This is a genomic window from Rhodococcus sp. APC 3903 (assembly GCF_030407755.1).
Taxonomy (GTDB): Bacteria; Actinomycetota; Actinomycetes; order Mycobacteriales; family Mycobacteriaceae; genus Rhodococcus_F; species Rhodococcus_F erythropolis.
This window is the reverse complement of record NZ_JASDCV010000007.1, coordinates 249,110-271,070: the sequence shown is the minus strand read 5'-3', so window position 1 is coordinate 271,070 and position 21,961 is coordinate 249,110. Positions and strand designations below refer to the sequence as shown.

Annotated in this window: 18 protein-coding genes and 1 pseudogene; 3 read left to right on the top strand and 16 right to left on the bottom strand. The window is 59.6% G+C overall.

Annotation, left to right across the window (positions count from 1 at the left end; genetic code table 11):
* Window positions 1-105 precede the first annotated feature (105 nt).
* Complete coding sequence (locus QMA15_RS12845; RefSeq protein ID WP_279163180.1) at window positions 106-1,719, top strand: amidohydrolase; 1,614 nt, start codon at window positions 106-108, stop codon at window positions 1,717-1,719.
* A gap of 23 nt (window positions 1,720-1,742) precedes the next feature.
* On the opposite strand, the gene QMA15_RS12840 is transcribed toward QMA15_RS12845, so the two are convergent.
* Window positions 1,743-2,363 (bottom strand): TetR/AcrR family transcriptional regulator C-terminal domain-containing protein, encoded by a 621-nt coding sequence (locus QMA15_RS12840; RefSeq protein WP_020968683.1) that lies wholly within the window; start codon window positions 2,361-2,363, stop codon window positions 1,743-1,745.
* Between the two features lie 157 nt (window positions 2,364-2,520).
* Between QMA15_RS12840 and QMA15_RS12835 the strand changes: the two genes are divergently transcribed.
* A complete protein-coding gene (locus QMA15_RS12835) occupies window positions 2,521-3,972 on the top strand; it encodes an APC family permease (protein WP_020968684.1) in 1,452 nt (483 codons plus the stop codon).
* A gap of 30 nt (window positions 3,973-4,002) precedes the next feature.
* Here QMA15_RS12835 and QMA15_RS12830 read toward each other — a convergent pair whose 3' ends face one another.
* The 10 genes from QMA15_RS12830 to QMA15_RS12785 form a co-directional block, all read right to left on the bottom strand.
* Window positions 4,003-4,980: an ABC transporter substrate-binding protein gene (locus QMA15_RS12830; RefSeq protein WP_020968685.1), complete on the bottom strand. Its 978-nt coding sequence runs from the start codon at window positions 4,978-4,980 to the stop codon at window positions 4,003-4,005.
* Between the two features lie 59 nt (window positions 4,981-5,039).
* Complete coding sequence (locus tag QMA15_RS12825; RefSeq protein ID WP_290284748.1) at window positions 5,040-6,650, bottom strand: ABC transporter substrate-binding protein; 1,611 nt, start codon at window positions 6,648-6,650, stop codon at window positions 5,040-5,042.
* Between the two features lie 14 nt (window positions 6,651-6,664).
* Window positions 6,665-7,969: an NtaA/DmoA family FMN-dependent monooxygenase gene (locus QMA15_RS12820; protein WP_020968687.1), complete on the bottom strand. Its 1,305-nt coding sequence runs from the start codon at window positions 7,967-7,969 to the stop codon at window positions 6,665-6,667.
* Complete coding sequence (locus QMA15_RS12815) at window positions 7,966-8,796, bottom strand: rhodanese-like domain-containing protein (protein WP_279163181.1); 831 nt, start codon at window positions 8,794-8,796, stop codon at window positions 7,966-7,968. The genes QMA15_RS12820 and QMA15_RS12815 overlap by 4 nt, the downstream gene beginning before the upstream one ends.
* A 61-nt stretch (window positions 8,797-8,857) precedes the next feature.
* Window positions 8,858-10,825, bottom strand: a complete 1,968-nt coding sequence (locus tag QMA15_RS12810; RefSeq protein ID WP_020968689.1) for a biotin carboxylase N-terminal domain-containing protein — start codon at window positions 10,823-10,825, stop codon at window positions 8,858-8,860.
* A 4-nt stretch (window positions 10,826-10,829) separates the two neighbouring features.
* The gene (locus QMA15_RS12805) at window positions 10,830-12,431 is read right to left on the bottom strand and encodes a carboxyl transferase domain-containing protein (protein WP_020968690.1); all 1,602 of its coding nucleotides are present in this window, start codon (window positions 12,429-12,431) and stop codon (window positions 10,830-10,832) included.
* Window positions 12,418-13,617, bottom strand: coding sequence for an MFS transporter (locus tag QMA15_RS12800; RefSeq protein ID WP_020968691.1), 1,200 nt, complete (start codon window positions 13,615-13,617; stop codon window positions 12,418-12,420). Before QMA15_RS12800 ends, QMA15_RS12805 begins: the two co-directional genes overlap by 14 nt.
* Window positions 13,614-14,840, bottom strand: a complete 1,227-nt coding sequence (locus QMA15_RS12795) for an aminotransferase class I/II-fold pyridoxal phosphate-dependent enzyme (RefSeq protein WP_020968692.1) — start codon at window positions 14,838-14,840, stop codon at window positions 13,614-13,616. Before QMA15_RS12795 ends, QMA15_RS12800 begins: the two co-directional genes overlap by 4 nt.
* A gap of 493 nt (window positions 14,841-15,333) precedes the next feature.
* Window positions 15,334-15,936 carry a hypothetical protein gene (locus tag QMA15_RS12790; RefSeq protein WP_020968693.1) on the bottom strand — a complete coding sequence of 201 codons (603 nt, stop codon included), beginning with the start codon at window positions 15,934-15,936 and terminating at the stop codon, window positions 15,334-15,336.
* A gap of 23 nt (window positions 15,937-15,959) precedes the next feature.
* Window positions 15,960-16,409, bottom strand: a complete 450-nt coding sequence (locus QMA15_RS12785) for a helix-turn-helix domain-containing protein (RefSeq protein WP_020968694.1) — start codon at window positions 16,407-16,409, stop codon at window positions 15,960-15,962.
* 49 nt (window positions 16,410-16,458) lie between these two features.
* On the opposite strand from QMA15_RS12785, the pseudogene QMA15_RS12780 reads away from it, so the two are divergent.
* Window positions 16,459-17,688: pseudogene (locus QMA15_RS12780) on the top strand (MFS transporter); the annotation flags it as partial.
* Window positions 17,689-17,700: 12 nt separating this feature from the next.
* On the opposite strand, the gene QMA15_RS12775 reads toward QMA15_RS12780, so the two are convergent.
* From QMA15_RS12775 to QMA15_RS12755, 5 genes are all read right to left on the bottom strand, one after another.
* On the bottom strand, window positions 17,701-18,951 hold the full coding sequence (locus QMA15_RS12775; RefSeq protein ID WP_019747511.1) for an amidohydrolase: 1,251 nt from the start codon (window positions 18,949-18,951) through the stop codon (window positions 17,701-17,703).
* Between the two features lie 98 nt (window positions 18,952-19,049).
* Window positions 19,050-19,472 (bottom strand): hypothetical protein, encoded by a 423-nt coding sequence (locus QMA15_RS12770; protein ID WP_029537826.1) that lies wholly within the window; start codon window positions 19,470-19,472, stop codon window positions 19,050-19,052.
* A gap of 164 nt (window positions 19,473-19,636) precedes the next feature.
* Complete coding sequence (locus tag QMA15_RS12765) at window positions 19,637-21,031, bottom strand: FAD-binding oxidoreductase (RefSeq protein ID WP_279163182.1); 1,395 nt, start codon at window positions 21,029-21,031, stop codon at window positions 19,637-19,639.
* A gap of 122 nt (window positions 21,032-21,153) precedes the next feature.
* A complete protein-coding gene (locus QMA15_RS12760) occupies window positions 21,154-21,702 on the bottom strand; it encodes a hypothetical protein (RefSeq protein WP_069146112.1) in 549 nt (182 codons plus the stop codon).
* Between the two features lie 15 nt (window positions 21,703-21,717).
* Window positions 21,718-21,930, bottom strand: coding sequence for a hypothetical protein (locus QMA15_RS12755; RefSeq protein ID WP_020906520.1), 213 nt, complete (start codon window positions 21,928-21,930; stop codon window positions 21,718-21,720).
* Window positions 21,931-21,961: the final 31 nt, after the last annotated feature.

Sequence of the window (21,961 nt, the reverse complement as noted above, 5' to 3'; positions counted from 1 at the left end):
CGCCCGAGATCCTTCAATTCGCAACGCCTGAACCGCTATTGACGGCGGTACAAACGCGGTCTAGATTAAACGAATCAAATTCGATTAATTGCGGAGGTGCTGGAAGTGGAGGCCGAACTTCTGTTCGTCGGAGGCACGATTCGTACGGGGGACTCGGCCCGCGGTGTCAGTGACGCATTGGCCGTTGCAGGCGGCAGAGTTGTTGCTTTGGGGGATGCGGCCAGGGCGTTGGAGTCGGCCCGTACGGAAGTTGTCGACTTGGCAGGGGGAGCGCTTCTACCGTCGTTCGGCGACGGCCATGTTCACCCGTTGATGGCTGGCCTGGAAATGCGCGGCGCCAAGATTCGTGATTGCGACAGCATCGACGAGGTGGTGCGGGAAGTGCGTCGCTGGGCGGACGCGAATCCGGACGCCGAGTGCATCTTCGGAGAGGGCGTCTCTCCCACTCTGGCGCCGGGCGGACTGTTCGACGCCCACTGGCTCGACGATGTAGTGCAGGACAGGCCCGTCGTCTTGCGCACGATGGACTATCACACCGCGTGGGTCAACAGCGCCGCGCTTCGGAGCGCCGGTCTGACGCGCGATACCCCGGATCCGGTCGGCGGGGAAATTGTGCGAACAGCTGACGGCGAGTTGCTGGGGACGCTGCGTGAATGGGGAGCGATCAACCCGGTACTGGCTCTTCTTCCCGAAGTAACACTTCACGACGGAGTCGATTCGCTTGCTGCGGCATCGAAAATGCTTGCGGCAGCGGGTATCACTTGGGTTCAGGATGCATGGACCGAGTTGGACGATGTCGAGATCTGGTTGGCCACCGCTGAAAGCGGGCGCCTGTCGACGCGAGTGAATCTTGCCTTCCGAGCAACACCTGAGAGCTGGAAAGCCGACCTACCGGCGTTTGTCGAGGCTCGGCAGAAAGTTGCAGAACGGGGCGGTGACACAGTCAGAGCCGAAACGGTGAAATTCTTCGCCGACGGTGTCATCGAGGCGGGCACGGCAGCGCTCCTTGCGCCGTACTCGGACTGCCCGCATTCGCACGGAATCAGTAACTGGACGACGGATGAACTCGGTCGGGTTGCAGCTGAAGTGGACCGTTTGGGCTTTCAGATCCATATCCATGCCATCGGTGATGCAGGTGTACGCATGGCGCTCGACGCGATCGAATACGTCGATCGATGTAATGGCCCGCGTGATCGGCGCGCCACGATCGCGCATCTGCAATTGGTTGACGGCGACGACCTCGACCGGTTCGAATCATTGGGCGTGATTGCCAATTTCCAGCCGCTCTGGGCTCAGCTCGATCCTCTGATGACGGAACTGACCATTCCGCGTATCGGCGTCGACCGCGGTGAGCTGCAATATCGCATCGGAAGTCTCGCCGAGCGAGGCGCGCGAGTGGCATTCGGCAGCGATTGGCCCATCACGGCCCACGAACCGATCAAGGGAATTGCCACCGCAATTCACCGCCAGACGTCTGCAGGAGTTCCGAGCGAAGGATGGCTGCCTCGTGAACGCGTCGGCCTCGACTGGGCCCTCGCGACATATTCGGCCGGTATCGCCTATCAAGGGTTCGAAGAGAACTCGTGGGGTCGCCTCCTTCCGGGCATGCGAGCCGACATGATCCAGCTGCCCGTCGATCCCCGCCACCTTGCTTCGTCCAAGGAGCTCAGTGACCTGGTCGTGTCCCGAACCTGGTTGGCGGGTAAGCGCGTTCATTGACCTCCCGGCCGGATTCGCGAAGGCTACTCGTGCACCTCATGCAAGAGGCGTCGAAAACCTGAAAGCAATGCCGTCCAGCCGAGTTCGAAGGCTTGCTCGGCCCTGGCCGGTCCCCTCGGTGCCGCGGCAAGTGCCCGAGTCAGGGCGTCGTCGGGTGTTGTCGCGTCCGCTTCGATCATGACCTCCGGTGCGGCCGCATCCAGTGCCGCTCCGAGCAGAAAATTCTCCGATGCAGTGATGACGGCCAAGATGTGGTCGTCCGGGAATCCCGCCTCGCACAGACCCGCAGCGGGAGCGCGGTACACCGACAGTGACGTGGGGTCGCGCACCGTCTCCGTGGCGAGGAGGCGGATGGAAGTGGGGTGGCGACTGAACGCGGCTCGATACGACCTCGCCCACTCGGAGAACGCTTCGTCCCATGGCAAGCGCTCGAACGCCGACCCGTCGATTTCACGTACGACGCGATCACGAACCAGGTCTACGACCGCAGCGCGGCCCTTGGCGTGGTGATAGATCGACGAGACTTGAACATTCAGGTGTTTCGCCAGGTCAGGCATCGTGAAGTCGCCGTCGCGGTCGACTAGTTCCAGTGCAGCCTTTGCGATCCGTTCGCGGTCCAGGCGTGCGATACGAGGTCTACCCACGGTCCCACCTCTCTAATCGAAGTTGATTCGATTATGCCCTTGTGGCGCCGGTCACAAGGATCTATCATAATCGAAACTGATTCGATTAATCCGGTCGGTGATTCCCGTTCCTGTTTTCTCCTCGTCATGCCCCCTTCCTTCACTGGAGAAGTGCCTCATGAAGAAATCTGAAACCTCGCCCACCGTGCAGCTGCAAGGAGGCGTCCTGGGCACTGCCGGGATCGTCTTCTTCGTCGTGGCCGCCGCGGCTCCATTGCTGGTGATGGCAGGGGTCGCGCCGCTGGCCTTGAACATTGCAGGCATCGGGGCTCCGGGCGGATACATCTTGGCGGGGCTCGCGTTGGGAGTGTTCGCAATCGGTTTCACTGCGATGAGCAAGTACATCCACAATGCAGGCGCCTTCTACGCCTACATTTCAGTTGGACTCGGGCCTCGCTGGGGGCTCGCCGCAGCAGTACTCGCGTTGGTGTCTTACAACGCTCTCGAGATCGGAATCTTCGGGGCTCTAGGATATTTCGCCCAAACCACTATGGCGGACCTGGTCGGGGTAGATCTGCCGTGGGGATTGTGGTCGCTGTTGGGTGTTGGATTGGTGTGGTTCCTCGGATCTCGATCGGTACACCTCGGGGCGCGATTTTTGATCCTTTTGCTGACCGCGGAGACAGGGATTCTGGTTCTGCTCGCAGGAGCGGTCCTCTTTCAAGGCGGAGCCGTCGGAATCGATGTCGAATCCTTTGCTCCTTCCAATGTTTTCAGTCCAGGCCTCGGCGGGGTGTTGACTCTGGCCTTCGCTGCGTTCATCGGATTCGAAGCCACCGCCCTGTATCGGGAGGAAGCAAAAGATCCCGCTCGGACGGTTCCGCGGGCAACGTACATTGCCGTCGCGTTCCTCGGACTCTTCTACGCATTCATGGTGTGGATCGTCATTCAGGCGTACGGCCCGGATCAGGCTCTCGCGCTTGCTGCTTCCGACCCCGCCGGCATGTACTTCAACGCGATCGAGCAGTACGTCGGCGGTTGGGCGAGCACCTTGATGGAACTGTTGATCATCACGAGCATTCTCGCCAGTCTGCTCGCGTTCCACAACGCGATCACCCGCTACGTCTTTGCGCTCTCGCGTGAACGCGTGCTGCCCCGAGCGTTGGGCAAACTACATCCGGTCTACAAGTCGCCCTACGTTGCCAGCGCAGTCCAGAGTTTCCTCGCGATGGTGGTGATCGTCGTGTTCGTGATCATCGGCGCAGACCCGTACCTCGAACTCCTGCTGTGGGTGAACTCGCCAGGCATTGTCGGCATCGTCGTGCTTCAGGTCATGGCGGCCGCGGCTGTCATCGCTTTCTTCTGGAAAGATCGCCGTGGGCATTCGGTGTGGAGAGTCTTGATCGCGCCCGCATCCGCTCTCCTGATGTTGGTCTACGCAACGTATTTGATCGTTGATCAGATGGAGCTGATCACTGCCGCCGGCACGGCAGTGAACGTGGTGCTCGTTGCCGTCACACCGGTCAGCTTGGCTGTCGGCTGGCTACTCGGCTCCCGACTCGAACGACGTGACCCGGCGCAGTTCGCCCGGCTGGGAACTACCGACGTCGACGCCGGTCCTTCGGCCTGACTCGGCTTTTACTCCACCAGTGGTGTTCTCCTATTTGTTCGTCTTCGGGAGGCCAGGGGGATTGACCAGCGACTTGTCGACTGCCTCGTTGGTGATCTTCCATCGCTCGAGAACTTGCTCGTATGTGCCGTTTTCGATGAGATGATCTATCGCTTCGCTGATCGGTTGTACCAAGCCGTTGTCTTTCTTGACCAGTACACCGATCTGGCCCAACGCGGCCTCACCGGCCCCGGAGAACTGGCCGATCACTTCGTTCTCGCCAGTCTGTGCAGCGTGAAACTGCGATGACGGGTTGGGGCCGAAGTAAGCATCGATTCGACCGGAAGACAGCGGCAGGTAGTAGTCAGTGGTCTTCTGGTACACGGTGATTTCAGCGGGAGCACGCCCGGCCGCGACGTTGTCCTCGTTCCACTTCACAAGCAATGCCTCCTGATTGGTGGCAGCGCCGACTCCGATCTTCAGTCCGGCGATGTCTTCCGGCTTCTCGAGTGAGAGATTCTTGTCCTTTCTGACTTCGAATGCGAGAGTGTCGAGGCGGTACGTCGCGAAGTCGTACTTCTCTTTACGCTCTTCGGTGACCGTCACGTTGGAGATGAACGCATCTGCATCTCCCGAATCGATCCGCACTGAATTCTGGGCCCAATCCGCGACCTGAAGGTCGATTTTCAACCCGAGCACCTCTGCAATCAAATACGCGAAGTCGGTCTCGGAACCGATGACCGTCTTGTCGTCGTCGGCATAGAAGCGCAACGGCGGCGCGGTTCCAGCGTTGCCGGTGATTCGGATCGTGCCTCGGTCGCGGAACTCCTGAGGGACCTTCGCTGCGATCGAATCAACCTTGTCGGTACTGATGCGGTTCTGCTCGGCCGACAAGTTGATACCGGATGTTGTTGCACCGGAATGTTGCTCGGTCGATTCTTCATCTGGGCTTCCGCAAGCGGTGCCAAGGAGGGCAACTGTGGCCAGGGCAGAGATCAGAAGCGTCGCGGTGCGAGGACGGGTGAACATCGGGTTCCTTCCGAGAAAAGGGTTTGTCGAAGCAGGTTGTCGAGTTGAGGAAGTGTGAACTAGCTCTTCCACGCATCCACGAAGTCCACCGAGTAGAGATCGGCTTGGATGCGCAGGTCGTGAACCGCGGGAGTCGTCGCGTAGATCAACGAAGAGGCGTGCAACGGGATCGCCAGTGCCTGATCGGCAATCAGCTCCTGAATCTCCTTCAACACTTCGTTTCTCGCATCGATGTCAACGGTCTGAGATTGTTTGACCAGCAACGCATTCAGCTCGGGAGTCGAGGCGATGCCTTTGGTCGAGCCGAGAGTGGGACTGAACACCAGCAGTACGTCACCGTCGGCGCGCAAGCTCTGGAAGTAGATCGATTCCCACGTGCCGTCGGTTCTCGCGGCGTTGTCCTCGGCAGTCGAGCGAGGTTGCAAGTTCACCGTGACTCCGATGTCGCGCAGCTGAGATTGGATCAGTTCGAACTGCGATTGTGGGAGGTGGTTGCGGTAGGCCAATTCAACGGTCAGTTTCTCACCATCCTTGGTTCGGAATCCGTCACCGCCGACTGTCCATCCACTGGCGTCCAGCAGTGACTTCGCACCCGACGGATCATAGGTGTACTCGGACGAGAGATCGGTGTAGCCGGGCGCTTTCACAGACAGGATGCTGCGTGCTTTCTCGTCACTCGGTGTGTAGGTGGTATCGATGATCTGTTGGGTATCGATGCCCTTCACCAAAGCACGCCGCACGTTCAGGTCCGCAAGTACCGGCGCGAACGTGGGGTTGAGCCAGAGCGAGTCGTTGATGCCGGCAGCAATGGACGGGATGACAGTGAGTCCGGCGCTTTGTGCGCGGTCGACGTCTGTGCTCGGAATGTCGATCGCGGCGTCCAGTTGTCCTGACGTCAAACCGCCGATTCGCACCGAGGATTCGGGGACCACCAAAAAGGTGATCGAATCCAGATATGCCTCTCCCTTGTTCTTGTTGAGTGAGGATCCCCAGTGGTACCCGTCCCGGCGGGCGAGTACGACCTTCGCGTTGGTCTCCAGTTCTTTCTGTACGAACGGACCTGAAGCGATAACGCCCTGGGCGCAGCGTTCTTCGGGCGTCTTCTTCAAGGATTCCGGTGCGATGATGGCGAGCGTGTCGGAGCGGGCGGATTGAAGGAATCCTGCCGATGGTTCCGAGAAATCGAGTGCGACAGTCGAGGGGTCGAGTACCTCGGCCCCGATGAAGGTCGCGAGATGAGATTTTGCAGTGGTTGCGAAGCCGCTGTCTCCCAGTCTTTTCTGGCTCTCGAAGTTATCTGCCACGACCTGTGCATCCAGACGTTCGCCGTTGCTGAAGGTAACTCCGTCCTGGAGAGTGAAGACGAATCGTCGACCGTCGTTCTGGACCTCCCAGGACGTCGCCAACCAAGGCACGATCTCCCCGGTGTCGAGATTCTGGTCGACGAGTTTGTCGTAGAGGGGATGGAACGCCGTGGCGGTTTGACCGTTCAGGGTCTTGTCGATGCACGGTGGAAACGTATTGATGGCAAAGGTCAGATCGCCCCCGGACACGGGCTCGGAGTCCGCGCTGGCAGCTGGTGTTGCAGTGCTGCAACCAGCCGCAACTGCAAGCGTCGACGCCAGGATGGCGACTCGGATCGGTGTGGATGAAAGCCGCGACGTCGTCATGGACTGAGTTCCGTTCATCGTGTGGAAGTGCGAGTGGAATCGAAGATGTTGGACCGCAGAGTCGTTCCGGTGTATTCGCGCCGGAACACGCCCCGATCTTGCAGAAGTGGCACAACGGAACTGGCGAAGTCGTCGAGCCCCCTGGGGAAGTGGGTAGCCGTCAGGATGAAACCGTCAGTTGCTCCCGATTCGAAGAGATGTGTCAACTCGTCCGCTACCTCTTGCGGCGAGCCGACAATCTCGGGAGTGAGATCGTTACGCGCGAACAACTGTGCGGCTTCGGCGATAGTGAGATCCTGGGCGTCGATCAGCCGCGCCAGACGACGCGACGGACCTTTTCCCTGATCGACGACGTCGTTGATCGGAGTTGTCGGATCGAACTGCGACAGATCGAGTCCGGCGGAGTGGGAGACCCACTCGATTGCTGCATCCGGATGGATCAGGGATCGCAGATACTCCTGCCGTTCCTTCGCGATGCTCGTCGTCTCGCCGACTATCGGTTGCACGGCGGCGACGAGGCGCACCGAATCGGGGTCGCGTCCAGCCTCTTCCGCGTAGCCGCGAATTGCCTGGCGCTTCGCTCGAAGATCTTCCTCCAACGGGTCGATCGCAAAGACCAGATCTGCCCACCGCCCACCGAACTCGCGCCCTCGCGCCGATTCACCTGCCTGGATGAAGACCGGGCGGCCCTGAGGTGATTGTGGCAAGGTGAGTGGACCCTGCACCGACAAGTATTTGCCCTTGTAGTCGGCCGCGTGAATCTTGCTTGTGTCTGCGTATATTCCGCTGTCGCGATCGGCCAATACGGCGTCGCCGTCCCACGATGACCAGAGTGCGGTGGTCGCTTCGAGAACCTCGTCGCCGCGCTCGTACAGTTCTTCTCTCGGAAGCCGATCGACTTCGGGAAAGTTGTCGTTTGCCGGACCGGGCGCCGTCATCACGATGTTCCAGGCCGCGCGCCCACCGCTGAGTATGTCGAGGCTGCCCAGAGTTCGCGCCAAGTTGTACGGGCTGTTGAAGCTTGCCGAAAGGGTTACGCCGAGACCGATACGATTTGTTACGCCGGCTACCACTGCAGCCAACTGCGTCGGATCATGTTGAAAGCCGGTCAGCAGACCGTATTTGGTGTGGCCGTCGACGTAGTGCACACGCTCAGGTATCAATATCAGGTCGAATTTCGCTCGTTCCGCGGCTTGCGCGTATCGCTCGTAGAGCGCTCTGTCCTCGAAGGCATTCTCCGAGTACGAATGTCGCCACATTCCGGCACTGTGCATACTCGGAAACACCATGTAGGCGCCGAGGATCATCTGTCGTGTCATCGTTGGTCCGGATTCCTTGGTGTGTGATGGATGTCAGTGGAGACGGGTCGTTCGGGGTCGGCGCTCCACCCCGACCACGACGCGACGTAGACCGCGGAGCTGATGCCGACCGCTGCAAGCGCCAGTGCGTTGTGCGACGCGGCAACTCCGCCGCCGCAATACGACACGACGGTGCCACCACGCTCTATTCCGAACTGGTGGAAGTATTCTCGTAAGTCGCGGTCGGGAAGTAGGAATCCGTTGTCGTCGAGTAGGTCAGTTGCCGGCGCTGAGATGGATCCGGGGATGTGGCCGGCGCGGAAACTGCTCGATCCTCTGGCGTCGAGCAATCTGCCGGCCGATGCCGCACGCAGGGCGCCTTCTGCGTCGGCGAGTGTCGTGCTAGCGGTGGAAGGTGGTACGGGCATCGAATCGTTTGTCGATATGGGTTTTCGGGATGAAGCCCATGCGGACGATCCGCCGTCCAAGTACCGCACTGAACGTCCCGCCCAGCGAAGCGTGAACCACGCGCGGGCCGCAAGCAGGGGGCTGTCCGAACTGTAGACCACGATGTGAGCATCGGCGGATACTTTCAGATCGTTCAGTGTTCCTCCGAATGCGTCGAGATCTGGCAGCGGTCGATTCCCTTCAGTCCCGCCGCCACTGCTTTGAAAGTCGTTTATCGACAATGTGATGGACTGCGGCGCAGTAATGATTCCGGCTCCGCCCTCGCTGTTGTCTCGTACCACGTTGACGACGACGAGCGTCCGATCGGAACGAATGAGTTCGCGGAGTTCGGTTGCGGAAACAATGACTGCGCGACGCTCGATTCCCCCTGCTTCTGACATGAAAGATATTGTGTAACAATTACTTCAGTCAAGAAAGAGATAAGATCGTGGCAATCTTTACTCATGGCGCCACGGCTGCCAGCACTTGTCCGGCATCGATGACATCTCCCACCGTTACTGTCACCGCCGAGACGATTCCGGGTGAGGAAGCACGAAGGGCAGTCTCCATCTTCATTGCTTCTACGACCGCGACGACATCACCTTCCGACACCCGCGTTCCAGTCTGCAGCACTGCCAGCACGGTTCCCGGCATCTTCGATGTGATCTCTCCGTCGCTGAGATCGGAATCCTTTGCTGTATAGACTTTCTCGATTACCTTCACGGTCCAGCCACCAACGCACACCCATGTACCGGTGCCGACTCCGAGGCGTCCAGCGGTGGTTGTCAAACCATCGGCGACCAGGCTGAGTGTCACTTCGTCGGTTCCGCCCCTGACGACCACCGAAATGTTCCGGCCGTCGGCGGCGACAATCCAGTGGTTGCTTCGTTGCGAGATGACCGTTGTCGGCACGACGCGGCCGTCGGCAATGAGTTCGCGTCCGATCGGGTCGGATCCCACCTTGCGCAATGTCTCTCGATGTAGTCCGTGGGGGCCGGTCCATGACGACCCGGTGACCGGCGATTGTTCCTCGACGGAAGTCCACACCATCGCAACAGCAGCGGCGGTGGCCTGGAGCTCTGCAGAATCCGGGATCAACCGAGTGAGGTGCTCGTCGACGAAGGAAGTGTGAATGTCATCCGCGCGCACAGCCTGTGTCGCCAAGAGAAGTCGGAGGAAACCGATATTCGAGGTTCCACCGAAGTAACTGGAGTCGGCCAAAGCTCGGTCCAATGATTCCAGTGCGGTTGACCGCGTCGGACCGCTTGCTATGACCTTTGCGATCATCGGATCGTAGAACGGCGGAATGCTGCCGACACCCTCGAAAGCACTGTCGATGCGAACCGTCGACGGCCAGGTTACGTCCACGGAATGTGAAGGTGCGGGCCGAAATCCGTTCGACGGATCCTCGGCGTAGATTCTGGCTTGCACCGCGAAACCCCGCAGCGCGATATCGCGCTGCTGTAACGGCAAACGGGCGCCGAGGGCGATGTCGAGTTGCAGTTCGACGAGATCGACGCCGGTCACTTCCTCGGTGACCGTGTGTTCGACTTGCAGGCGCGTGTTGACTTCGAGGAAGTAGTAGCGGTTTTCGGCGTCAACCAGAAATTCGACGGTTGCTGCATTCACGTAGCCGACGCCTCCGAGTAGTCGCAGAGCGTCGTGCTGCATGGCTCCCAGGACCGATTCGGGGACAGAACTTGCCGGTGCCTGCTCGATGATCTTCTGGTTGCGACGCTGTAGGGAGCATTCACGGGTGAAGAAGTGAACTCCTGTACCGAAGGAATCGAAGAGGACCTGAACTTCGATGTGACGCGGACGCTCCACCAGCGTTTCGATCATCAGGTCGCCGCGGCCGAAGTTCCTTTCGTTCAAACCGATTGCAGAGGTGATGACCTCTCGTGCGTCATCACCCGGATGTAGTCGAACCATCCCCTTGCCGCCGCCCCCGAACACCGGTTTCAGCAGCACCGGCACGTCGAGAGATCGAACGTGACCGAGGACGGTATCGGGATCGGCGCTTGCCTCGCCCCACGCGGTGAGAGTCGGGATGCCGGCGTCAGCGGCGGCCTTCTTCGCTCTTGCCTTGTCTCCGAGTAGAGCGATGGATTCAGCGGCAGGACCGACGAATGTCAGACCTGCAGCGACGACGGCTTCAGCGAAATCGGAGTCTTCGGAGAGAAATCCGTAACCCGGGTGCACGGCGTCGCAATCCGCGGCCAGCGCGGCCGCAATGATTTGATCCGAATTGGTGTAGGACTCCGAGGGGATGTCTCCGTCCAGAAGCACGGTGTGATCGGCGAGGCGATGCCACTGTGCGTGTGAATCGACGGGGGAGGAGATCGTCACTACCGACATGCCGAGACGACGGGCCGTGCGCGCGATGCGCGTGACGATTTCGCCCCGATTGGCGATGAGAAGTCGAGTCATGTTCTCACATCCTGAAGACGCCGAAGCGCGTAGTTCCGTGATTGCGGGGAAGCATGGACAGCGCGAGTGAAACCCAGGATCGCGTGTCGACCGGGTCGACGATCGCGTCCACCCATAGCCTGGATGCGACGTACACCGACTCGCCCTGCCGGTCGTAACCTTCGCGTATCGGCCGTTTGATTTCCTCGATTTCCTCTTCCGTGAGCGGAGTTCCGCGTGTGCGCGCAGATTCGATCTTCATCAATGCCATCACCGACGCTGCTTGCTCGGAACCGACCACGGTGGTCTTCGCGTTCGGCCACACGGCCATGAAGTCAGGACCTATCGAGCGTCCGCACATCGCGAGGTTTCCCGCCCCGTAGCTTCCGCCGATGACGATGCTGAGCTTGGGAACCCTGGCGCAAGCAACGGCATTGACCAGTTTCGCTCCGTGTTTGGCGATACCTTCCGCTTCGTACTGCTTCCCGACCATGAATCCGTTGACGTTGTGCAGGAACAACAATGGGATGTCTCGTTGTGAGCACAGTTCGACGAAGTTCGCGGCCTTGAGGGAGTCCTCCGAAAAGAGCACACCGTCGTTCATGATGACCCCGACGGTGTACCCCTCGATGTGGCCGGTCCCGCAGACGATGGTTCGGCCGTAATTCGCTCGGTACTCGACTAATTCGCTGGCATCGAGCAGGTGGGCCAGAACGTCGCGCGCGACGATCGGGGTTTTCGAGGAAGCCGGGATCACCGTGTCGAGCGATTCGGGGGAGTGAAGAGGTGGTCGCGGAGATCGTGACGGCGCCCGTACCTCCCGTCGATCACCGCGGGCGACGATGTCGGCGATCATGCTCAGAGCCTCGATGTCGTCGTTGGCGATGTGATCGACGACGCCGCTGATCACCCCGTGCACGTCGGCGCCGCCGAGCTCTTGCGGTTCGACGTCGACACCGGTTGCAGCCTTGACCAACTGAGGGCCGCCCAGATAAACGGTGCCGGTACCGCGGACGATGACGGTCTCGTCGCACATCGCTGGGATGTATGCACCTCCAGCCGTGCAGGAACCCATGACCGCTGCGATCTGAACGATGCCGTCCGCCGACATTTCGGCGATGTTCTTGAACATCTCGCCGAAATGGTGCTCGTCGGGGAAGATCTCGTCCTGCATCGGAAGGAAAACACCTCCGGAATCGACGAGATAGACACACGGCAGCCTCAGCCGACGAGCGACGGATTGCAATCGCAGTTGCTTCTTGACGGTCAGCGGGTAGTAGGTGCCGCCCTTGACGGTGGCGTCGTTCGCGAAGATGGCGCAGAGTGAGCCGCGGATGAGCCCTACGCCCGTGACCAGACCAGCCGACGGGAGTTGCTCGTCGTACACCTCGAATCCGGCAAGTTGTCCGATCTCGAAGAACGGGGACTGCACGTCGAGAAGAGCATCGATGCGTTCGCGAGCGGGCAATTTGCCGCGAGCCCGGTGCTTGGCGACCGACCGCTCGGGTGCCCCGTGAACGGACAAGTGTTGCGCGTCCGCAACTCGCTCGCGAATTTCCTTGTATGCCAGTAAATTCTGCTCGCGGGTACCGGGGTCGAGTTGTGCGGTGCGTTCAATGACGGGCATGGGACGTACCTACTGTCGGTTCGGAGGAAGCTGTGCGGAGGGAGAATACGAGCGCAGTCGCTGCTGCAGTGATCAGTGCGACGATTGCCGACCACACGCGTTCATCGGATGCGAGAGGTCCGACTACAGAGGCGATGCCGGCAATCCCCTGCTGTACGAGTCCGCAGTACGCGACGGCGATGGCTCCGCCTTCAGCAAAATGCGTCACTGCTGATGCTGCCGAGTTCGGGAAGAGAAGTGATTGCCCAAATGTCAGTGCGATGTATCCGAGCAGGAAGACCGCGAGCAACGGCGTGGAACCGAGTGGGGGATACCAGCAGAGCATGAGGACGAGGCCGGCAAGCAGCATGCACAGCGCACCTCGACGCATCAATTTCTCTGAACCGACGGCTGTGGCCCTTCGATTGACGTAAAGCGCGCCGCTGAAGTAGGCGGTTCCGTAGAGGATTCCGAAGGCTCCGAATGCCCACGGTTGCAAGTCGAATCGATCGCTGAACAGGAAGGGACTCGATTGCTGCACCAGGACTATCGCGCCGAAACCCAGGCCCCCCGCAATGGCTGGTTTGTAGAACTGGGGTGTCAGGACTATGGCATTCCACCGAACAACGCGTTCGTTGTTGTCGCGGACTGTGGTGTTCTCGGTCCTCAGTGCCACCGCAGCGAGTGCTGCTCCGAGTACTCCGAGCACGCCGAAGCCGGTTCGCCACGAGGTGAACGACGCAAGAGCGCCGCCGATCAGTTGGCCACCGCCCAGTGCCACCACAAATGCCATCGACAACAGCGACAATCGACTAGCCAACTCCGAACCGGTGAACTTGTCCTTCACCATCATTCGCACGATGATGGCCGCACCCCCTGCTCCGATGCCTTGAACGATCCGGCCGATCAGTAGTACGGCGGCGCTCTGGACCAAAGCCAATGCAACGCAGGCGATCACGAACAATACCAAGCTGGACAACAGTGCCGTCCTGCGTCCGAGTCGATCTGCCAACCGCCCCCACACGACCACTGGAAGTGCGGCACTGATCACGAAGAGTGTCACAGACCACTTCACCACGGAATCTTCGATGCCCAGATCCGTCGCGATCTTCGGCAGTGAAGGGAGGTAGATGGTCGTGGCCATTTGTGCTGTCAACACGACGGCACAAGCCAGAGGTGTCACTGCGACAGTGCGGTCGTCGCTCATTCCGTGACTCTTCGTAGGACGTCGGCGAAGCGCTCGATCGTTGCATGTGGAAGGTCCGCCCGAAGCATCAGTCTCAGCCCGGCTTTGCCCCGGCCGATGACAGGGAAGAAGACCGCCGATGTGTAGAAACCGCTAGCCAGCAGTTTCTGTGCTGCGGTGATGGTTTGTTCTTCCTCGTGGAGCGTGACGAAGCGGATCGGGAGTCCATCGCCCGATGCCGGCGTGTCGACGAGCGAATCGAACAGTTCGACAACTGTGCGGAGTTGCCGCTGCCGCTTGTCGACCTCTCCGCTGCGGTGGAGCTCCACGGACGCCGCAATAGCACCCAGCCCGGCTACGTTCACACGCTGCGACCACGTCAACGGGCCGCCGTAGCGAAGTGCGAGATCACGATTTCGACTGCCCCCGTTCCGACCGAGTGCGATCGCGCCGCCGGAAGCACCGAATCCCTTGTTCAGTGATGTCAGCAAGAATGTTCGATCATTGAGGCTGCCGATGAGATCCAGGACCGCGCCACGCCCGTTGTGTCCGATGACCGAGGTGCTGTGCGCCTCGTCGAGAACGAGAATCAGTCCGTATTTGGCCTGTAATGCAAACAGTTCGTTCAGCGGCGCCTTCCCGCCTGTGCTGTAGACGGTGTCCGCCACGTATGCCACCTGAGAATTTGTTCGGCAAAGACTTTCGAGTTCATCGACGTCGTCGTGCCGAATGGTCACGATCGTCGTTTCGTCGGCGACGCTCGCCTTCATGGCATTGAGGCAGAAGTGTGCGTTCTTGTCGAACACCATGAGGGGAGGTTCACCGCCGGTGAGCAACCCGGACGCGACGAGGGGGAGCAAACTCCACGCAGCGTTTGCGGCGGATCCGAGGGTGAGCACATGTGCGTCAAGCAGTTCGCTCAACGCGGCCTCTGTGTCGTCGAGAAGGCTGGAGTGGACTCTCATCCGCGAGATGGAACTGTTCAACGTTCGTTCGCGCTCGAGAGCGGCGATCGCACCCGAACGAATTCGGTCGTCGGTGTCGAGCCCCAGATACGAGTACGTGGAGAAGTTCTCGAATTCGTATCCTTGGATCGTCCGGTGTTCGAAACCTGCGACGCGATCGGCGGTGATATCGGCCAGACCCTCACTGACTGCGCGATCCCAGAATGGGTTGCTCAAATCAGCAGCACGCCTGAGGTTGGAGTACAGATTCCTATCTTTCAAGCTCTCGGCAACCGTCATTTCGCGGCTGGTCCCTTCACTGGATTCGATAGCGGAATTACTGCGTTGATGCACTGAGATGCATCATCGTCAGTTGACATCGCTCATTGAGAACGAAAGACAATTCGATGTCAAGCATTACGGAATCGAGACGCCGAGAAAAAGGAAGAAACCCTATGGTTTGGAACTAGTTGAATCTGTAACTTAAGGCGTTGTTGCAGTTCAGTGACGGTGATGATTTATCACGATTTCCCGTGATAAATCGGATAATGCCGTGAGTCACAGACTTGTGTGCACTTCCGCGTGATGTTCGAAGAATATTATGATCCGCATGCGTCAAAGGGTTGGCACGGAAGCGATAAGGCTTCTGTCTCATATTTTTCGAGGATCTCGTGGAGGTTCGGCAATCAGGCGATCCTGTATCTGGAATCGATTTTCTTCTTAATGAATTTCAAAACGTGTTAGGTCCGCTTATCGAATTCTTTACTCGGAGGATGGATGATCCGGCAATGATTCATCCTCGTCGCGACCACTTGCCGCGCAGAAGCATCAGTGCGGTAAGGGTGAGGCCCCATCCGATCGTGGACAGTGCGACGCCCACGCCTGCCTGTCCGGTGACATCAGTACTGGCGTCGATACTGAATGCTGTGGTGAATCCCGCAGCCGTGCCGGCAGCTGCAGTCAGGCCGCCTGCCTTCATCCATCGCGACCGATGCGCGGAAACGAAACACGCGAGGATCACCGTTAATCCGCAGGCAAACACCTGCCAGGGAGGAAACTGCGTCGGGGCAGGCAGGCCGGGGCCGCGGAATCCGCCTTTGTAGTCGGCTGACCAGCTGAGCCAGCCCACACAAGACAGAAAGCCCAGCGCAAAGGCCAACAGACCGGTGCGCCACAGTCCGAGTGGGCCCGATCCCGTGCGCCCGGCGTCGAGGGCGGTCGTGGAGTGCTCCACGCCAGTTCGTTCCGAACGCCGGATTGTCCAGATGATGCTTGCGCCGATAGTTGTGGGTACGCCGACGAAGATGAATGCAATCCAGAGAAACTGCGGCCAGGAAAACTCGAGATCGACAGTCATGATCGGAGTATGCGCGAACTTCGAATCCTGTGCGCCCATCTACCGATCTGGCGAGTTGCGGGTCAACCTTCCTCGACCTTCTCCACATGTGTACTTGCCGGGTCCAGGTCGATATTCCGTGCGTTGATCAGTCGAAGCCTGGGCACCGGATCGCCCGTGGTGTCGTCGATCAAGATCGAGTGTGGCTCACCGTCATCGAAGGCGTGGCGCTCTCCCCATTGCCGCAGGCTCGTGATCACGATGAACAGATCCATACCGCGTCCGGTCAAGACGTACTCGTTGCGGGTCCCTTGTTCGTTCGGTCGGACTTCGAAAATTCCTTGCTCGACAAGGGTTTTCAGCCTGTCCGTCAAGATATTCTTTGCGATGCCCAGGTTTCGCTGAAACTGACTGAACCTCGACGACCCGTCGAAGGCGTCTCGCACGATCAACAGCGACCATCTGTCGCCGATGATGTCGGCCGCTCGGGCCGTCGGGCAGTGTGGGTCCGTCCATTGCGTGCGATCAGGCATCGGGTTCCTCATTGGTTGCGTTTTGAAACTGTATTGACATAGTCTTCAAATGGTATCAAAACGCAACCAAATTGAGGTGGAAGTGACTGCACGTCAATCTGTCGAGAACGCACGGGACAAGTTCAAAATGCCGCGTGGACTTCGCCTGTTGCTCGCGGTGCTCTGCGGTGTCTCGGTAGCCAATATCTACTACGCACAGCCGCTCCTCGGGCAAATCGGTTCAGATCTTTCCATCCCTCCGGCCGGCCTCGGCTTCGTAGTCGCGCTCGCCCAAATGGGTTACGTGGTGGGGTTGATCGTGTTGGTGCCACTGAGCGATCTCGTGAATCGCAAAAAATTGATCGAAATCCAGATCGTCTCTGCTGCAACAGGAACGATGCTTGTTGCTGTGGCCGCCACGAATCTGCAACTGCTGATCGGGATGGCCGTCGCAGGCACCTTCTCGGTCGTCGTTCAAGTCGTAGTCGCCTACGCTGCGGCAATCAGCGACCCAGATGAGCGCGGCGCAAACATCGGTGTGATCACCAGCGGCGTTGTCGTCGGCATCATCCTCGCTCGAACTGTCGCCGGCGCAGTTGCGGATCTGGCAGGCTGGCGGGCGGTCTACGCCGGATCCACCTTGATTTCGGTCCTCATCGCGGCTCTCGCGTTGACGATGCTGCCGAAAGACCGTCGTTCGCAATCGGATCGGGGTTCGTATGCGCGTGCCATGGGATCGGTCGTGACATTGACTCTTACGAACCGACTATTTCGCACGAGGGCTCTGATCACCCTGTTCCTGTTCGCGTCCTTCGGTGCGCTCTGGAGCGGTATGGCATTACCACTGAGCGAGGAGCCATGGCGATTGTCGACCACACAGATCGGGCTCTTCGGAATCGCCGGATTGGTCGGAGCATTGGGCGCGGTCGGTGCCGGACGTTGGGCCGATCAAGGCAAAGCCCAACGCGTCACCGGGGCGTCGTTGGTCGTTCTCTTGCTGTCGTGGGTTTTCAACGCGCAGGCGACGCACTCGCTGGTGTTACTCGTAGTCGGTGTTGTTGCGTTGGACTTCGCTGTGCAGGCTGTTCATGTCTCGAGCCAGAACCTGATCGTCGCGGATGAACCGGAATCGGCCGGGCGGACCATCGGTAGTTACATGGTGTTCTATTCGTTGGGCAGCGCGGCTGGGGCGGTTTCCACCACTATGGTTTTCGACGCGGCAGGGTGGGGCGCTGCAAGTATTCTCGGCGGCGCCTACGCGTTTGCAGCCTTGATCGTATGGACGGTCGATCGATTGCGGACCCGCAACACCCTAGGGAGTTGGGAGCCACGTCCTGGCCGCGACGACCAAGGCGTTCACACCGATGGTCAGGGTCGGCTCGATCACGGGAGCGTAGTGCGGGGAGTGGTTCGACGGCACGGTTCGCAAAGCCGGATCGGTCATGTCACCTGTCGTGAACAGTGAAGGGTCGGTACCGCCCAACAACCAGTACGACAGTGGCGCACCGGCACTGGTCGCGAGAATGCCGACGTCTTCACTACCTGCTCCTGCGCCGGGATCGAGAATCTTGTTCGTCCCCAACCATTCGGCGAAGGCATCGAGTGTCTTGTCCAGCGCCGCCGGGTCATTGACGACGATCGGAAAGTGCTCCGTCTCGGTGATGGTCGGTGGGGTGGGAGCGCCGGCGGTGGCCGCTTCGCCCTGGACGATGCGGTCGACGCTATCCAGGATGCGCTGACGCACAACTGCGTCGTAGCTGCGGATGTTGAGTTGCAGTTCTGCTTCGCCGGGAATGACGTTGGCGGCATCTCCAGCATGGATGGAGCCGACGGTGAGGACAGCTGTTGCAGTACTCGGGACCTCGCGTGAGATGACAGTTTGCAAACGCAACACGGTTTCGGCCGCCATGACCACGGGATCGACCGAGTTCTCCGGCATAGATCCGTGGGCGCCCTTTCCGACCAGTCTCACACGAAGTGAGTCCGATCCCGCATACGAGGGGCCGGCGTGCCCGGCGATCGTGCCTGCCGGTAGCGGCGATACGTGTTGGCCGAGAACGATGTCGGGCTTCGGGAATCGCTCGAACAGTCCGTCGTCGACCATGGCTTGCGCACCCGCACCAAGTTCCTCCGCCGGTTGGAAGACGAGGACAAGAGTGCCGGACCAGGTCGTCGTGTCCTGCGAGAGGATCCGGGCTGCACCGAGTAAGCAGGTCGTATGCAGGTCATGGCCGCACGCGTGGCTGACCGAGACGGTCTTACCCTGATCGTCGGTCGTTGTCACGGTGCTGGCGTAGTCCAATCCGGTTTCTTCCCGAACCGGGAGGGCGTCCATGTCCGCACGCAGCAGCGCTGTGGGGCCCGCTCCGTTCTTCAGGACTCCGACGACTCCGGTTGTCCCGACGCCGGTAGTCGTGTCGAATCCCAGTGCTGTCAAATGTCCTTCCACCAGACTGGATGTTCGATGCTCGTGAAATCCAAGTTCCGGGTTGCCGTGGAGGTCTTTGTACAGGTCGATCAAATCCAGATCCACTGCGATCGTTTCGTGCACTGACGAGGTCATGAGAGTCCTCTCGGTAGCGTCTTTTCAGGCTAACCGGGATGACGGGTCGGTAAACAGGACCTTAGGCCCCACCGCGTCCGCGAAGCGGAGTTCTGGTGCTACGGCACGTAGAACGATGCGACACCTGGGGTGATGATGGATCCGGCCACAGACGTCACGGCGACAGCGACTTGACCGGTCCCGGTCTGCACGATCGCCCCTGCCGGGACGCCGTTCAGACCGTCCGAGAGACGAGCGGAGCCGGAGACCCCGGTCGAAAGGTTCAGCCAGCGCACTTCGGACGAGAGCAGGCATCCCCAGCGGTCTTCCTTGCCCCCGGTGATCGTCACCGTGCCGGGTAGTTCGCCGACTACAGCTACGCAGCGGACCGCCGGCGCGTCGAAGCTGCCGTTCGGGTTGCCGTACGGCGCAGGGTTGATCTGGAATGGAATGGTCACCGCAGCGGATGCGAGCGCTACCGACGTCAGAGCCGACGTGATCACGACGGATGTGCAGACGCTCAGTCGGCGAACGAGATTCATCACGGAGGCCTCCAGCCATATCCAGGCGATTTGCTTATTCCCCGACATAACGTCTTGGTCGTAACTTCCCTTCTTGCACCGCCGCATTGAAGACGACAGCCTCACCATATCCGGTTGCACAGGAGAATTCAGGTACTCGTCGCTATTCGATACCTGTAGCGGCCTCAGATGCCGTCCGTCGAACCGCTCGAGGGGATCAGAACGCGCGGATTCAAGATGTTGTTGGGGTCGACAGCGTTCTTGATGGTCCTGTTCAGTTTGCTGACGACGGGATCGAGCGAGTTCGACAAGCGATCTCGTTTATCTTGTCCTACACCATATTCTGTTGCTGCGAATCCGCCCAGAGTGCTCACGAGTTGATAGATTTCTTGTCGCGCCGCGGAGGCGGATTCAGCGGCGGCCACGTCTCCGACGGGGTAGTTGAGGACTGGGTGCGTGAGCTCGTCGGCGGCGTGGGTGTAGCTGACGATGGTGGTGCTGTAGCGCTTCGCGATGTCGGCTATACCGTCGGTGAGCTCGGGGAGTCTGTCGATGGGTACCGCGACGTCGTCGCCGATGACCACCCCTTTCTGCTCGAAGGCTTCGTAAACGGCATAGCGGGGGCGGATGAACAGTTCGCCTTCGTGAGGGTCGTCGGTAGCGTATGTAGCTGTGGCTCGATGCTTTTCGCAGAGAGTGCTCATCAAATTCATCTCTGTCTCTGCGCCGTTACCGGCGTCGGATCGCCCGATCAGGAGTGCTCCGGCATCGGTGTCCAGTTCCATGTTGAGGAATTCTTCCGCCACCTTGATGGCTGCGTTGTCGAGGATTTCGAGTTCTGAAGGGCGTATAGAACTTGTGATATCTCGGGCAGCGGCAACTGCGTCGGCCATGAGTGGAAAGAAGGCCACCAATGTGTGGGGAGTCGGAGGCTGAGGGATGAGTCGCAGCGTCAGTTCGGTTATCACACCGAGCGTTCCTTCACTGCCGACGAATAGCTTGGTCAACGCAAGCCCTGGGGTGTCTTTGATCCGTTTTCCGCCCAGTTCGGCGACGGATCCATCAGGCAGCACAACCGTCATACCCAGGATGTAATCACTGGTGACGCCGTATTTTATGCAGCACGGTCCGCCTGCGTTGGTGGCGGCATTACCGCCGATGGAACAGATTTCATAAGACGACGGGTCTGGTGGATAGTACAAACCTTCGCGCGCGGCAACAGCCTTGACGTCATTGGTGATTGCCCCTGATTCGACGATCGCGGTTCGTGACGAGACGTCCACTCGAATAGATTTCATTCGCTCGAGGCTGAGGGTGATAGCGCCGTCGACGGCGGTGGATCCGCCGACGACGCTCGTGCCGGCGCCCCGTGGAATGACCGGGACATTGTTACTGTTGGCGAAGCGCAAGGTCTCCTGGACATCTGCCGTCGTCGAAGCACGTACGACGGCGATCGGAGTGCCGGCTGCGGGATCGAAACTCCAGTCCTGCCGATAGGACTGGAGTAGATCTGGATCTGTGATCATCGCACCCGGCGACAATCGTCGGGCGAGCGTGTTCAAAGCGTCGACATTGACCATGATCTGGCTTCAGCCTTCCGATCCGAGATGTGAAACTCATTGTGTCCAAGGGATGTCCGTGGACCTAAGAGTTGAAAGTTAGTATCTCGAGTGCGGTTGAGATCCACCGAATGTGGCGTACGTCATATGTTGCTGAGGTCGGTCAGTACCTGATCGAAGGCACCGGTACGTCCAGGTGTCACTACCTTCTGAAACAGAGTCAGGACACATTCGTCAAGGGTGTCCGTTGCCGTGAGGGTTCTTCTGGTGACGATACTTCTACCGGACCATCGCCCACGTTCCATGTGAGCCAATGCGATTCCGTCACGTCGGGCTGTTGCCTTTCGGCCCGATGAATGAACGAAGAGGTATCTTCTGCCCGCGATATCGACTTCGCACAGCTTGTTCTTGCGGCGCATGGCCTTGGGTCTCTGGTCGATCAGAGTCCCGATCGTTCCGTCGGACAATCGAAGTGATGCAGGTCGGCCTTTGCGGAATGCGAGCCTTGGTCGATCCTGCTCGGCTGTTGACGATTTCCTCTTCCGCCCGCCGGAAACGCTCTCCAATTCGTCGTCGGGTGCGGGAATCAGTTCGCCTTGGACGCTCCCCGACGGATCGAATATCGATACGGTCGAACCACCTTCGGCAAGGTTCACGAACCAGCCGGTCTCAGTAGGGGTGTTCCATTTCATGCAGATGATTATTCTTCATCGGTGCCGAGGAACGTCAGCAGATAGTCCGAGACGAGGATCGCAGTTGTCGGGAAAGACCTCGACGGACTCGAGCACCAAATCGCGCAGTGCATCGATCACTTCGCCTCGTGACGGAGCTTCTTCGCTGAATTCGTTGACAATCGCTTCGACGGCCAGACGATGAAGAGCCTGGTGCTGGTCGACGACGTGGCGTAGGCGGGGAAGCATGCCGCGTACGGTGTCAGGCTCGAACGATGCC

Bases quoted from the DNA above. Each gene is read 5' to 3' on its own strand.
- QMA15_RS12790 (WP_020968693.1), bottom strand. From the start codon at position 15,936: ATGGGCGCACAGGATTCGAAGTTCGCGCATACTCCGATCATGACTGTC.
- QMA15_RS12815 (WP_279163181.1), bottom strand. From the start codon at position 8,796: ATGTCAGAAGCAGGGGGAATCGAGCGTCGCGCAGTCATTGTTTCCGCA.
- QMA15_RS12800 (WP_020968691.1), bottom strand. From the start codon at position 13,617: ATGAGCGACGACCGCACTGTCGCAGTGACACCTCTGGCTTGTGCCGTC.
- QMA15_RS12770 (WP_029537826.1), bottom strand. From the start codon at position 19,472: ATGAATCTCGTTCGCCGACTGAGCGTCTGCACATCCGTCGTGATCACG.
- QMA15_RS12830 (WP_020968685.1), bottom strand. From the start codon at position 4,980: ATGTTCACCCGTCCTCGCACCGCGACGCTTCTGATCTCTGCCCTGGCC.
- QMA15_RS12825 (WP_290284748.1), bottom strand. From the start codon at position 6,650: ATGACGACGTCGCGGCTTTCATCCACACCGATCCGAGTCGCCATCCTG.
- QMA15_RS12755 (WP_020906520.1), bottom strand. From the start codon at position 21,930: ATGCTTCCCCGCCTACGCCACGTCGTCGACCAGCACCAGGCTCTTCAT.
- QMA15_RS12795 (WP_020968692.1), bottom strand. From the start codon at position 14,840: ATGACGGTTGCCGAGAGCTTGAAAGATAGGAATCTGTACTCCAACCTC.
- QMA15_RS12785 (WP_020968694.1), bottom strand. From the start codon at position 16,409: ATGCCTGATCGCACGCAATGGACGGACCCACACTGCCCGACGGCCCGA.
- QMA15_RS12820 (WP_020968687.1), bottom strand. From the start codon at position 7,969: ATGACACGACAGATGATCCTCGGCGCCTACATGGTGTTTCCGAGTATG.
- QMA15_RS12835 (WP_020968684.1), top strand. From the start codon at position 2,521: ATGAAGAAATCTGAAACCTCGCCCACCGTGCAGCTGCAAGGAGGCGTC.
- QMA15_RS12775 (WP_019747511.1), bottom strand. From the start codon at position 18,951: ATGACCTCGTCAGTGCACGAAACGATCGCAGTGGATCTGGATTTGATC.
- QMA15_RS12805 (WP_020968690.1), bottom strand. From the start codon at position 12,431: ATGCCCGTCATTGAACGCACCGCACAACTCGACCCCGGTACCCGCGAG.
- QMA15_RS12810 (WP_020968689.1), bottom strand. From the start codon at position 10,825: ATGACTCGACTTCTCATCGCCAATCGGGGCGAAATCGTCACGCGCATC.
- QMA15_RS12760 (WP_069146112.1), bottom strand. From the start codon at position 21,702: ATGAAATGGAACACCCCTACTGAGACCGGCTGGTTCGTGAACCTTGCC.
- QMA15_RS12765 (WP_279163182.1), bottom strand. From the start codon at position 21,031: ATGGTCAATGTCGACGCTTTGAACACGCTCGCCCGACGATTGTCGCCG.